The organism is Uliginosibacterium sp. 31-16, from assembly GCF_030730865.1.
Classification (GTDB): domain Bacteria; phylum Pseudomonadota; class Gammaproteobacteria; order Burkholderiales; family Rhodocyclaceae; genus Uliginosibacterium.
Map to the genome: position 1 here is coordinate 330,457 of NZ_JAVALZ010000003.1, position 12,204 is coordinate 342,660.

The 12,204-nt window shown below is 58.8% G+C and carries 15 protein-coding genes; 10 read left to right on the forward strand and 5 right to left on the reverse strand.

Annotated elements, in window-relative coordinates:
- From Q9Q94_RS13320 to Q9Q94_RS13365, 10 genes are all read left to right on the forward strand, one after another.
- The gene (locus Q9Q94_RS13320) at positions 1 to 498 is read left to right on the forward strand and encodes an OmpH family outer membrane protein (protein ID WP_305980582.1); all 498 of its coding nucleotides are present in this window, start codon (positions 1 to 3) and stop codon (positions 496 to 498) included.
- A 7-nt stretch (positions 499 to 505) separates the two neighbouring features.
- Positions 506 to 1,534 carry a UDP-3-O-(3-hydroxymyristoyl)glucosamine N-acyltransferase gene (gene lpxD / locus Q9Q94_RS13325; RefSeq protein ID WP_305980583.1) on the forward strand — a complete coding sequence of 343 codons (1,029 nt, stop codon included), beginning with the start codon at positions 506 to 508 and terminating at the stop codon, positions 1,532 to 1,534.
- A gap of 5 nt (positions 1,535 to 1,539) precedes the next feature.
- Positions 1,540 to 1,977: a 3-hydroxyacyl-ACP dehydratase FabZ gene (fabZ, locus tag Q9Q94_RS13330; protein WP_305980923.1), complete on the forward strand. Its 438-nt coding sequence runs from the start codon at positions 1,540 to 1,542 to the stop codon at positions 1,975 to 1,977.
- Positions 1,974 to 2,744: an acyl-ACP--UDP-N-acetylglucosamine O-acyltransferase gene (gene lpxA / locus Q9Q94_RS13335; RefSeq protein ID WP_305980585.1), complete on the forward strand. Its 771-nt coding sequence runs from the start codon at positions 1,974 to 1,976 to the stop codon at positions 2,742 to 2,744. The genes fabZ and lpxA overlap by 4 nt, the downstream gene beginning before the upstream one ends.
- A gap of 10 nt (positions 2,745 to 2,754) precedes the next feature.
- A complete protein-coding gene (gene lpxB, locus Q9Q94_RS13340; protein WP_305980586.1) occupies positions 2,755 to 3,894 on the forward strand; it encodes a lipid-A-disaccharide synthase in 1,140 nt (379 codons plus the stop codon).
- Positions 3,891 to 4,493, forward strand: coding sequence for a ribonuclease HII (rnhB, locus tag Q9Q94_RS13345; RefSeq protein WP_305980587.1), 603 nt, complete (start codon positions 3,891 to 3,893; stop codon positions 4,491 to 4,493). Before lpxB ends, rnhB begins: the two co-directional genes overlap by 4 nt.
- A gap of 1 nt (position 4,494) precedes the next feature.
- Positions 4,495 to 5,292: an RNA methyltransferase gene (locus Q9Q94_RS13350; RefSeq protein WP_305980588.1), complete on the forward strand. Its 798-nt coding sequence runs from the start codon at positions 4,495 to 4,497 to the stop codon at positions 5,290 to 5,292.
- A 123-nt stretch (positions 5,293 to 5,415) separates the two neighbouring features.
- Positions 5,416 to 6,192, forward strand: a complete 777-nt coding sequence (locus tag Q9Q94_RS13355) for a formate/nitrite transporter family protein (protein WP_305980589.1) — start codon at positions 5,416 to 5,418, stop codon at positions 6,190 to 6,192.
- Positions 6,193 to 6,234: 42 nt separating this feature from the next.
- Entirely contained in the window at positions 6,235 to 6,873 is a 639-nt protein-coding gene (locus tag Q9Q94_RS13360) for an AP2 domain-containing protein (RefSeq protein WP_305980590.1), read from the forward strand.
- Positions 6,874 to 6,973: 100 nt separating this feature from the next.
- On the forward strand, positions 6,974 to 7,726 hold the full coding sequence (locus Q9Q94_RS13365) for a molybdopterin-synthase adenylyltransferase MoeB (protein ID WP_305980591.1): 753 nt from the start codon (positions 6,974 to 6,976) through the stop codon (positions 7,724 to 7,726).
- Positions 7,727 to 7,852: 126 nt separating this feature from the next.
- Here the strand turns inward: Q9Q94_RS13365 and ribD are convergent, their stop codons facing one another.
- The 5 genes from ribD to Q9Q94_RS13390 all read right to left on the reverse strand — a co-directional run bounded on the left by ribD (position 7,853) and on the right by Q9Q94_RS13390 (position 12,100).
- Positions 7,853 to 8,944: a bifunctional diaminohydroxyphosphoribosylaminopyrimidine deaminase/5-amino-6-(5-phosphoribosylamino)uracil reductase RibD gene (gene ribD, locus Q9Q94_RS13370; protein WP_305980592.1), complete on the reverse strand. Its 1,092-nt coding sequence runs from the start codon at positions 8,942 to 8,944 to the stop codon at positions 7,853 to 7,855.
- Positions 8,944 to 9,423: a transcriptional regulator NrdR gene (gene nrdR / locus Q9Q94_RS13375; protein WP_305980593.1), complete on the reverse strand. Its 480-nt coding sequence runs from the start codon at positions 9,421 to 9,423 to the stop codon at positions 8,944 to 8,946. The genes ribD and nrdR overlap by 1 nt, the downstream gene beginning before the upstream one ends.
- Before the next feature lie 35 nt (positions 9,424 to 9,458).
- Positions 9,459 to 10,073 carry a glycosyltransferase gene (locus Q9Q94_RS13380; protein ID WP_305980594.1) on the reverse strand — a complete coding sequence of 205 codons (615 nt, stop codon included), beginning with the start codon at positions 10,071 to 10,073 and terminating at the stop codon, positions 9,459 to 9,461.
- A gap of 60 nt (positions 10,074 to 10,133) precedes the next feature.
- Positions 10,134 to 11,384 (reverse strand): serine hydroxymethyltransferase, encoded by a 1,251-nt coding sequence (gene glyA / locus Q9Q94_RS13385; RefSeq protein WP_305980595.1) that lies wholly within the window; start codon positions 11,382 to 11,384, stop codon positions 10,134 to 10,136.
- Positions 11,385 to 11,461: 77 nt separating this feature from the next.
- On the reverse strand, positions 11,462 to 12,100 hold the full coding sequence (locus tag Q9Q94_RS13390) for a histidine phosphatase family protein (protein WP_305980596.1): 639 nt from the start codon (positions 12,098 to 12,100) through the stop codon (positions 11,462 to 11,464).
- Between the last annotated feature and the right edge of the window lie 104 nt (positions 12,101 to 12,204).

A 12,204-nucleotide genomic window follows, 5' to 3' on the forward strand; every position in this document is an offset into this window, starting at 1 on the left:
ATGCGCAGGATTGCTGTTTTTTCGTTGTTTTTCTTGTTGGCAGTTCCGGTAAGCGCTTGGGCGCAGATGCGGATCGGTTTTGTGAATGCTGAGCGGGTAATGCGTGAATCTGCCCCTGCTGTGAGGGCGCTGAAGAAGCTTGAAAAAGAGTTCGAGCGACGCGAGCAAGAGTTGCAGCGAACGGGAAAGACCTTGCAGAGCATGCAGTCGTCTCTGGAGAAAACGAGTCCGTCTTTGCCAGAGCTTGAGCGCAAGGCCAAGGAGCGTGAATTTTCCGATATGAGCCGCGATTTCCAGCGTAAAGAGCGCGCCTTGCGTGAAGATTATGCGCAGCGTCAACATGAAGAATTGGCCGGTATCCAGGAGCAGGCTAACCGGGTAATCCAGCAGATTGCCGAAAGGGAAAAGTACGACCTGATCCTGCAGGAGGCTGTGTATGCAAATCCGGGCATTGATATTACTGACAAGGTCATCAAGGCCTTAGTCGATATGAAGTGAGCTAACAGTGTCTTTGAGTATTCGTGAGATCGTTGATCAACTTGGTGGGGAGCTGATTGGCAACGGGGATGTGGACATCAAGCAGATTGCGCCGCTCGATCGCGCCCTTCCTGAGGAGATCGGCTTTGTTGCCCATGCCAAATATCGTCAGGCTCTGGAAACAACCTCTGCAGGAGCCGTCATCATTCCGCCGTCACTGGCAGACGTGACGCACTTGCCGCGAATTGTTGTTCGTGATCCTTACCTGTATTTTGCGCAAGTAGCCCAATTGCTCAACCCGAGCAAGCTTTCGTACTGCGGAGTGCATGGCAGCGCTGTTGTTCTCTCCCCTCTGCCGTCCTCCGTTACCGTAGCGCCTCTTGCGTTTGTGGGTGAACACTGCGTGATCGGCGAGGGGGTGGTGATCGGGCCCGGATGCGTGATTGAGTCGGGTTGCCATATCGGAGCAGGTACTATCCTGCATGCGAGAGTGACGCTCTACCCCGATTCGGCTGTGGGAGATCGTTGCGTGCTTCACACGGGTTGTGTTGTGGGCAGTGACGGGTTCGGTTTTGCCCCCAGACGTGACGGCAGTTGGGAGAAAATTCCGCAAATTGGTCGGGCCGTGATCGGCGACGATGTTGAGATTGGTGCCAACACCACGATTGATCGTGGGGCATTGAACGACACCGTGATCGAGAATGGCGTGAAGCTGGATAACCTCATCCAGATTGCCCATAACTGCCGCGTTGGTGAAAACTCCGCGATGGCTGCATTTTCAGGAATGGCGGGCAGCTCCACATTGGGCAAACGTGTGCGTGTGGGTGGGCAGGCTGGCATCATGGGGCATATTGATGTGTGTGATGATGTCGTTGTCTCGGCACGTTCATTCATCAGCAAATCGGTGAGTGAAAAAGGGATGTATACCTCTGTGATTGCTTCGCAGCCTCATCATGAATGGTTGCGCAATGCGGTGCACTTGAAGCATCTCGACGAGATGGCAGATAGAATCCGGGCGCTTGAGAAAAAATTGAAAGAACTGGAGAGTAAAGCGTGAGTGGGATGGATATTCATGAGGTCATGAAGTACCTGCCGCACCGTTACCCGTTTCTACTGGTCGATCGCGTGCTGGAAATGACCTTGGGTGAGCGGATCGTTGCAATCAAGAATGTCACGATCAACGAGCCGTTTTTTGTCGGCCATTTTCCGCATTCTCCCGTCATGCCTGGCGTCCTGATTATTGAAGCGATGGCGCAGGCGGCCGCGCTGCTGTCTTTCAGGACACGCGGAGCCATGCCGGACGAGAACACCATTCTGTATTTTGCGGGCATCGATAATGTTCGCTTCAAGCGTCCGGTGCTGCCGGGCGACACCCTGACATTCGACATGCAGCTTGTGCGCGAGATGAGGGGCGTCTGGAAATATACCGGGGTCGCCCGTGTTGGTGACGAAGTGGCCGCCCAGGCCGATCTGATGTGTGCCGTCAAGCAAATCGCATGATCCATCCTGCAGCCATCATTCATCCGGGCGCCAAGATCGCTGCGGATGTCGAAATCGGTCCATTCTGCGTAATCGGCGAGCATGTCGAAATCGGGGAAGGCACCGTTGTTGCCTCACATTGCGTAATCAAGGGGCACACCCGGATCGGGCGTGAGAACCGGATTTTCCAGTTTGCGTCGATCGGTGAAGTCCCGCAGGACAAAAAATATGCTGGAGAGCCTACGCGGCTTGAAATCGGTGATCGCAATACCATTCGCGAGTACTGCAATTTCAATATCGGCACAGCTCAAGATGCAGGCGTGACGCGCATTGGCAATGACAACTGGTTCATGGCCAGCGTGCACATCGGGCACGATTGCCAGGTGGGTAACAACACCATCATGGCCAATAACGTTACGCTTGGCGGGCACATCCACGTTGGCGATTTCGCAATTCTTGGTGGTATGGCCGCTTTCCACCAATTCTGCATCATCGGTGCGCACTGCATGGTCGGTGGCGGATCGATTGTTACGCAGGATATTCCGCCTTACCTGATCTGCAATGGCAACCCCTGCACGCCTCATGGAATCAACAGCGAAGGCCTGAAGCGTCGCGGTTTTTCGTCTGAAGCGATCATGGCGATCAAACGGGCTTACAAGGCTATCTATCGCCAGAACCTTACGCTGGATGAAGCCAAAGCTGCGATCAAGGAAGCGCTGGCCGTGACGCCCGAACTCCAGTTGTTCCTCGATTTCTTCGCGGCGTCCAAGCGCGGCATCATTCGCTGAGGGGGCGGTCATGCGTATTGCCATAGTGGCGGGGGAGCCCTCTGGCGATTTGTTGGCAGCACATCTGATCCGGGCTTTGCGTGAGAGATTTCCGACCGCCACGTTTGTCGGAATCGGTGGCCCGAGAATGCAGGCGGAAGGGTTTGAGGCTTGGTGGCCTTGCGAGACCCTTTCTGTCATGGGGTATGTTGACGCCATCAAACGGCTGCCTGAATTGTTGCGTGTGCGGCGAGGTCTGCTTCGGAGGCTGAAAGCCTGTCCTCCGGATGTATTCATTGGCGTTGATGCTCCTGACTTCAATCTGGGCGTGGAGACTCGTCTTCGCCGTGCCGGAATTCGCACCATGCATTATGTCAGCCCGTCGATCTGGGCGTGGCGTGGTGGGCGAGTCCACAAGATCGGACGGGCCGCCGAGCACATTCTCTGCCTGTTTCCGTTTGAACCCGAGATTTACGCCAGGCATGGCATTCCGGCGAGTTTTGTCGGCCATCCTCTGGCGGATGTATTTCCTGTCGAGTCACAGACCGTCAGCGCGCGCGAAACCTTGCAAATTGAGGAGGACGCCCAGGTCGTGGCCATCCTTCCTGGCAGTCGGGAAGGCGAAGTTGGCAGGCTGGCAGCTACTTACGTCGAAACCATCAAGCAACTGGCCGAACAACGTCCGGGTGTGCAGTTTCTGGTGCCGCTGATCACGCGGCAGACCCGCTCGCTCTTTGAGCAAGCCTTGTATCTGGCTGGCGCGCAGAATCTGCCGGTACGCTTGCTTTTTGGTCATGCACATGAAGCCATGGCTGCTGCAGACGTAGTGCTGGTTGCCAGTGGTACGGCGACACTCGAAGCTGCATTGCTCAAGCGCCCGATGGTGATCGCCTACAAGGTGGGCAAGCTGACCTACCGGATGGCGAAATGGCTGACTTATCTGCCGTGGGTCGGACTGCCGAATATTCTGGCCCGGGAATTTCTGGTGCCTGAGCTGATTCAGCAGGATGCGACGCCGGAGAAGCTGTCTGCCGCATTGATCAAATGGCTCGATGACAAGGATGCCCGCGAGCAGGTTGTGGCTCGTTTCGAGCAGATGCATCTGAGTCTGCGCCAGAACAATGCCGAGAAAGCGGCCGACGCTGTGGCCGCCATTCTGGGGCAGGCATGAGCACCGCCCAGCCCATGGTCTGCGGTGTGGATGAGGCCGGGCGTGGCCCGCTCTGCGGTGCAGTCGTTGCAGCAGCGGTGATTCTGGATCCGGCGCATCCGATAGCCGGGCTCGCCGACTCCAAGAAACTGAGTGCTGCGACGCGTGATCGACTGGCTGTCGAGATCAAGGCACATGCACTGGCCTGGACGGTTGCCGAGGCGAGTGTGGAGGAAATTGACCGTCTCAACATCCTGCACGCCACGATGCTGGCAATGCGTCGTGCTGTTGAGGCTTTGAAGATCAAGCCGGGCGAAGTGCTGATCGATGGCAATCGGGTCCCGACTGGTTTGCTGCTGCCTGCCCGAGCCATCGTCAAGGGCGATGCACTGGAGCCCGCCATTTCTGCTGCTTCGATACTTGCCAAGACACATCGCGACGCACAGCTGCTCGAAATGGATAAACGCTATCCCGAGTATGGTTTTGCCGGGCACAAAGGCTACCCGACTGCTGCACATCTTCGGGCACTGGCACTGCACGGGGTAACGCCGGAGCATCGGCGCAGCTTCGGGCCTGTCGCGAGCCTGCTGGCGCAGGCATCGCTGTTTGGTGATGACTGAGATGAAATATATATCCTCGCGTGACAATCCCGGCTTCAAGCGGCTGCGGGCCTTGGTGGATGAGGCCAAGTCCCGTCGCGAGGAGCGTGCCAGCATCATTGATGGCGAACATCTGCTGCATGCGGCGCTGGATGCTGACTGGCCGATTCGCCAACTGGTGCTGCGCGAAGACGTTGTGGCCTCGGTTGCCGTGGGGGGCATTCTGCAGCGTCTCAAAGCCAGCAATACCGAAGTTGTGACCATGGCTCCGGGTTTGTTCAATGCGCTGAGCCCCGTGGTGACCCCAACTGGCATGCTGGCGGAAATTCCCTTGCCGGATACTGTCTCTTCAGGGGATGACTGGGCAGGAGACGTTCTCGCGCTGGCGGGCGTGCAGGATGCCGGTAATCTTGGCAGCCTGCTGCGTACGGCTGTCGCGTCCGGGATAAAACGCGTCTGGCTGGATCCTCAGACCACCCAGGCTTGGTCGCCCAAGGCACTGCGTGCCGGCATGGGGGCGCAGTTCTGTCTTGCAATAGAAGAAGGGTGTGAGCTCAGGCAGAAGCTGGGCGCTTGCCGGCAGCAGATTCTGGTCACCAGCCTTGCCGCTGATTCCATCTCGCTGTATGCACTGGATTTGCTGCAGTCCAACGTCTGGGTCTTCGGCTCGGAGGGGCAGGGCGTGCCTGCGGAACTCCAGGCACTGGCACAGCGGCGTGTGCGCATTCCCATGCCGGGGCAGATCGAATCGCTGAATGTGGGGGCTGCGGCAGCTGTCTGTTTGTTTGAGCAGGTACGGCAACGCGAAATACCCTACTGACGGCAGTGCCTGTGAGTCCATGCTTTTGCATGGGTCAACAACTAGTGAGAAGGGATGTGGTGCAATGCCGCACCTTCCGGCCCGAATCCCGGGGCTGGAGTGAATTTCTCCGGAGTCCGCTGCATGATTGATCGTCCCCTCGTTGAAAAATCCGCGGCCAGTGGCCAGCGCAAAATGACCCTGCTGGAACGCGACCCGTCGCGTTACCTGATGCGCTCAGTTCTGGCGGGCATGTATCTGTCCATCGTGGTTTTCGTGTTCTGGTCCTTGTCGCACAATCTGCATGAGTCGCCATTTGGAAAAGTCATCGCTTCGGCCTTTTTCGGGGTAGGTCTGTCGATCATCGTATTTACCAATGCCGAGCTGTTTACCAGCAACAACATGTACCTGGCGGTTTCCACGGCCGAGGGCCACACGACCTGGACGCAAAGCACGGTGCTGTGGACAGTCTGCTATGCCGGTAATCTGGTTGGTGCGCTGATCGTCGCGGGCCTTCTCTATGCAGCAGGAACGCTGGCTGAGCTGCCGCTGGATCACGCTCTGTATTCCGGTGCTGCACACAAGGTACATCAGGGGGCCTTGGCCATATTCGTCAAAGGCATCCTTGCCAACTGGATCGTCTGCCTGGCGGTGCGTCTGGCGCTGACGATGAAGGAAGACATCGCCAAGATCGCGATCATGATCTGCGTGGTTTTCATCTTCCTGTACCTGAGCTTCGAGCACTCGATTGCCAACATGGGCCTTTTCTCGATGTCCCTGCTCGGCAATGGCAGCATCACCATCCGGGACGCCTTGTACAACCTCGTGTTCAGTACGGCAGGCAACATCGTTGGTGGTGCCCTGTTCGTCGGCATCCCTTTCCGCTACATCAATCCGGTCGAGCAGCGCCCGGGCGCCTGATTCGCCCTGTCTCAAACCCCGCTCTTGGCTGAAGGAGCGGGGGTGAGAAAAATTCAGGGCTGGCTGCGTATGGCAGCCAGCCCTAAAGTTTCCCGATTTCCCGCCGAGAATTCCTCTATCGCCGCCGTTACCCCGACAGCAGGATGGAGGATTGAAGTGAGCCGAGGCAGTGTCTACGGGATCAGCCGTGTTGATAACGAAGTCAGTCGTACCCACGGCTGGCTCGTGACCGTTCAGCGGCGCGGCGTGATCTTCCGCAAGCATTTCAGTGATGGCGTGCACGGCGGCAAGCAGAAGTCTTTCCTTGCAGCCAAGTCCTTCCGGGACGAAGTCATCGCCAAATATCCACCGTTTTCCATGCGCGAGTACTCCAACATCGTCAAGAAGAACAACCGTTCTGGCGTTGTCGGTGTATGCCGGTATTGCGCGTCAGAAACCCGCGACCTGCCCGAGGAAAAGCAGCGCTGGTTCTGGGTCGCATCCTGGCCATTGCCTGACGGGCGGCGCAAGAGGGTGAAATTCTCCGTCAAGAAGTACGGCGAAGAAGGAGCCTTCAAGATGGCGCTCAAAGCACGCAAGGATGCACTCAAGTCACTTGATGGCGAATTCGATCCGGGCGCGGTACGCCGCAAGCCAGCGCGTCGTCGCAAGGTGGCCGAAGGCAGCGTCGTCAGCCCCTGAGCGCTCCGGGAAACTGCCACAAGCCCGCCGGCTCATGCTGCGCGGGCTTTTTCCTGTCTACCGGCTACACTGGCGGCTGTCCATTTCTCCGTTGTCTGCCATGAATGATGACCAGCTCCTGCGTTATTCCCGCCATATCCTGCTGCCCGAAATCGGCGTGGAGGGTCAGGAGGCGATTGCTGCCAGCAAGGTGATGGTTGTCGGTGCCGGCGGTCTGGGCTCGCCCGCCTCAATGTATCTGGCCGCTGCCGGCGTCGGCGAAATCGTGCTGTGTGATGGCGATACCGTCGATCTGACCAATCTGCAGCGCCAGATCCTGCATTCACTCGAAACCGTGGGGCACAACAAGGCGGCATCGGGGCAGGTGACGCTGGCACGGGTCAATCCGCTTGCCCGGGTAAGGGCGGTTGAGCAGCGTCTGAGCGGCGAAGAACTGGCTGCTTTGGTTGCTGACGTCGATCTGGTGCTGGACTGCACCGACAACTTCGCTACGCGCCACGCCATCAATCGCGCCTGTTTCCTGCATCACAAACCGCTGGTTTCAGGGGCTGCCGTGCGGTTTGACGGGCAGGTTTCGGTTTTTGACCTGCGCCATGTCGAAAAACCCTGCTATCACTGTCTGTTCCCGGAAGGCGAGGACGTCGCCGAGATGCGTTGTGCCGTCACGGGTATCTTCGCTCCACTCACCGGCATCATCGGAGCCATGCAGGCGGCGGAGGCGCTCAAGCTCATTGCCGGTTGCGGTGAAGTGCTGGCCGGGCGCCTGCTGATTCTGGATGGTCTGGCAATGCGTTGGCGCGAGATGCGCTATGGTCGCGATCCGCATTGCGCGGTGTGTGGCACACCACACTAGGATTGCTGGAAAGCCGCTTGTGGCAAGGCTCTTCGGGCAGGGTGCCGGCTCATTCAGGCGGAAAGCCCCTATCCCGCATGCCTACCCGAAGATCGCCGTCCGGCGCGGGTTTTCGGGCTATCTGTCTCAGATGTTGTGGAATTGCGCCAAGATGCGCAGATCGCTGCCCACCGGGCTGACATTCAGGATGTGCAACTGCTGGCGCTGCGCCAGACTGTCCAGATCGGGCAAAGCGAACATGCCGCGTGCGGCATTGCCCAGCAGGCTGGGCGCCAGATAGAGCAGCAGGGCATCGGCACAGCCGGCTCTGATCAAGGCTCCGTTGAGCTGTGGACCGGTTTCTGTGAGGACTTCATTGATGCCGCGATGGCCCAGTTCGACCATCAGGCGCGGCAGGTCCACGCCGTCCGGGCCGGGCAGGCTGACCACCTCCGCTCCCAGCGTCTGATAGGGCGCAAAGCGCGTAATGTCCGTAATGGCCGTCGCAATCAATGCATGTCCGTCGGCCAGCACGGAGGCCTCCAGCGGGGTGCGCAACTGGCTGTCGACGATCACGCGTAAGGGCTGGCGGGCGCCCGGGATCCCACGCACCGTCAGGCGTGGATTGTCGGCCAGCACCGTCCCGATGCCGCTCAGGATGGCGCAGGAGCGGGCGCGCCAGTGCTGGGCATCGGCACGGGCTTCGGCGCAGGTGATCCATTGGCTCACTCCGTTGGCCAGTGCGGTGCGTCCATCCAGTGAGGCGGCTGATTTGATGCGCAGCCAGGGCCGGCCGCGCTCCATGCGCGAGATGAAACCCTCATTGAGGCTGCGTGCCCGTGCTTCAAGGATGCCGCTGACGACTTCAATGCCGGCTTCGCGCAGACGCGCAAGGCCGCGCCCGGCAACCAGCGGGTTGGGGTCCTGCATGGCACAGACCACGCGCCGGACGCCTGCCTTGATCAGCGCATCACAGCAGGGCGGAGTGCGGCCGAAGTGCGAACAGGGTTCCAGCGTGACATAGGCTGTGGCTCCCTGCGCCAGCGGGCCTGCAGCGCGCAGGGCGTGAACTTCTGCGTGCGGCTCACCGGCACGTTCATGCCAGCCTTCGGCGACAGGCTTTTCATCCCGCACGATCACACAACCGACGCGCGGGTTGGGCATGGTCGTGTACATACCGCGCTCGGCGAGCGTCAGGGCCTGAGCCATGTGCGTTTCGTCGAAAGGGTAGAACATCATCAGACCTTGCTGCGGGTTTTTGCGCGTGGATGAGGGCTGACTTCGCGGATGGCTTCGGAAAACTCCTCGGCATCCTCGAAGTTGCGATAAACCGAGGCAAAACGGATATAGGCCACCTTGTCGAGTTTTTTCAGCTCGCGCATGACCAGCTCGCCAAGCTTTTCGCTGGGGATTTCACGCTCGCCGAGTGACAACAGCTTGCCTTCGATGCGGTCCAGTGCGGCTTCCACGCTTTCTACGGTGACCGGGCGCTTGCGCAACGCGAGCCGCATGCTGCCAAGGAGTTTCTCGCGTTCATATTCGGCGCGACTGCCGTTCTTCTTCACGATCAGCGGCATCTTCAGTTCGATGCGTTCGTAAGTCGTGAAGCGTTTGTCGCAGTCATTGCAGCGGCGGCGGCGGCGGATCAGATCCCCTTCGTCGTTTTCACGCGTGTCAGTGACCTGGGTGGATTCGGCATTGCAAAAAGGACATTTCATGATGGCTCTATCATATTTGCAATATCGAAACAGGTTTAATTATGTACCAAAAGGACTCTGTTGATTTTAACGCCTTGCGTAGCAGCCCCTTTGATTGCCAACACACGAGAAAAATAAGTGGCATCACCAGCAAAAGACTTGTCAGGAAAACCTGCAGTTTGCGCCAGCTCGCGTTTAATGACTGCCGCGCCCATGTCAATATTGCTGTGTGAATAGTCTGTCTTGAAATACGAGTACGAAGGAGCATCCCGCCCCCCTGGGTTGTGATGGCTGTGCACCATGTCATACATCACAACATCAACATCGCCTTGCTCGATTACCCCCAGGATGAATTCGAGGAATTTCGGAACATAGTAGTTGTCTGCGTTTGTGATCAGAATGTAATCACCTGTTACATCACGTAAACCGATCTCCCTCAAAGAGTGCCCGTAATCGTTATAGCGCCGCTCCGACGATGAAAACGAAATCTGCTCTGGGGCCTGCCGGCAGAAATCTTGCATGATCTGTTCGAATTCTTGATTTGGGCCATCATGAATGACATGAAGTTTCCAGTTGTCACGGGTCTGGTTCAAAATCGATTGAACAAAAACCTTGAGCTCCCCGAAGCGCTCGAATGCGACAGCAACTATTTCAATGCAGCAGGAATTCATGGTGCGGGTTATTGCAGCAATGGAATGAAGCGAGGGGGCAAAAGCCCCCTCTAAGGTTGATTACGCGCCGTAAACCGGGAACTTCTTGCACAGCGCGGAGACTTCGTTGCGTACGCGCTCCAGCACGGCTTCGTCGTTCGGCGCATCCAGCACATCAGCCACCAGATGTGCCACTCGCTCGGCTTCGATTTCGGTGAAGCCGCGGGTGGTCATGGCCGGGCTGCCGATGCGGATGCCGCTGGTCACGAAGGGCTTTTCCGGGTCGTTCGGAATGCCGTTCTTGTTGACCGTGATGTGGGCTTTGCCCAGCACGGCTTCGGCGGCCTTGCCGGTGATGTTCTTGGCGCGCAGATCGAGCAGGAATACGTGGCTTTCGGTACGGCCGGAAACGACGCGCAAGCCGCGCTCTTCACCCAGCACACGCGCCATGACGCGGGCGTTGGCCACCACTTGCTCCTGATAGCGGCGGAATTCCGGGCTGGCGGCTTCCTTGAAGGCGACTGCCTTGGCGGCGATCACGTGCATCAGCGGGCCGCCTTGCAGGCCGGGGAAAATGGCCGAGTTGATGGCCTTTTCGTGCTCGGCCTTCATCAGGATGACGCCACCGCGCGGGCCGCGCAGGGTCTTGTGGGTGGTGGAGGTCACCACATCGGCGAAAGGCACCGGGTTCGGGTAGTAGCCTGCTGCGATCAGACCGGCGTAGTGGGCCATGTCGACCCAGAAAATCGCGCCGACTTCCTTGGCGATCTTGGCGAAACGCTCGAAATCGATGCGCAGCGAATAGGCCGAGGCGCCAGCGATGATGATCTTCGGCTTGTGCTCGCGAGCCAGCGCTTCCATCTTGTCGTAGTCGATCTCTTCCTTGGCATCCAGACCATAGGCGACGACGTTGAACCACTTGCCCGACATGTTCAGCGGCATGCCGTGGGTGAGGTGACCGCCTTCGGCCAAGCTCATGCCCATGATGGTGTCGCCGGGCTTGGCGAAGGCCATCAGCACAGCCTGGTTGGCCTGCGAGCCGGAGTTGGGCTGCACGTTGGCGCAATCAGCACCAAACAGCGCCTTGAGGCGGTCGATGGCGATCTGCTCGGCCACGTCCACGTACTCACAGCCACCGTAGTAACGCTTGCCCGGATAGCCTTCGGCGTACTTGTTGGTCAGTTGCGAGCCCTGGGCTTCCATGACGGCACAGCTGACGTAGTTTTCGGAAGCAATCAGTTCGATGTGATCTTCCTGGCGCTGGTTTTCGTCAGAGATCGCGGCAAACAACTCGGGGTCAATGCGGGAGAGGGTGTCTTTTCTGGAAAACATGGTCGTGGCGGTAGCAAAGGAGGAAAGAACAAGGGTGCGGAATGATAACCCGGACGACGGCTCAGCCGCAGCCGGATTCAGGCGGAAATCTCGTCAAAACAGTCGGATAGATGATCTTTTTCGTCCCAGACGCGCAGATTCCAGCGCTGATCCTGCCATTCGACCCAGTTCAGGGTGGCATTGCCAAGGGCAAAATCGCGCGCTTCGGTGAGCGGTTTGCCGGTCACGATGCGGTACATGATGTCCATGCAGCCGCCATGACTGACGATCAGGACGCTTTGCCCGGCATGGCGTGCGGCAATCGCGTGCAGCGCCTGGCTGATGCGCTGGGCGAACGTGTTCAGGGATTCGCCGTTGCCGGGCGGACCAGCGAAGGGCTCACGGGTGCGGACCTTGCCGTAGATGCCGGGATAGTGCTGTTCCGCTTCGTCGCGGGTCAGGCCTTGCAGTGCGCCGAAATGGCGTTCGCGCAGTGCCGGTTCGGCAATCACCGGGAAGGGGCGGTGTGCAGCGATGGTGCGTGCGGTCAGGGCGGCGCGCTGCAGATCCGAGTGATAGGCCGCCGCAAATTCGCAAGATGCCAGCGCCGTGGCGACGGCTTGAGCCTGGGCCAGTCCACGCGGATTGAGGGGAATGTCTTCGTGTCCCTGAAGACGGTGCTGGGCGTTCCAGGCCGTTTCGCCGTGGCGAACGAGGCAGATTCGGGTGATGGGCATGAACAGACTGTTGACCGCTCGCAGAGGCCGCTGCGTCTGGCCGCCATGACTGCGAGTTTTCCCTTATTCTACCGGCCGAGCGGTTTTTGACCAACGCGGGTGCC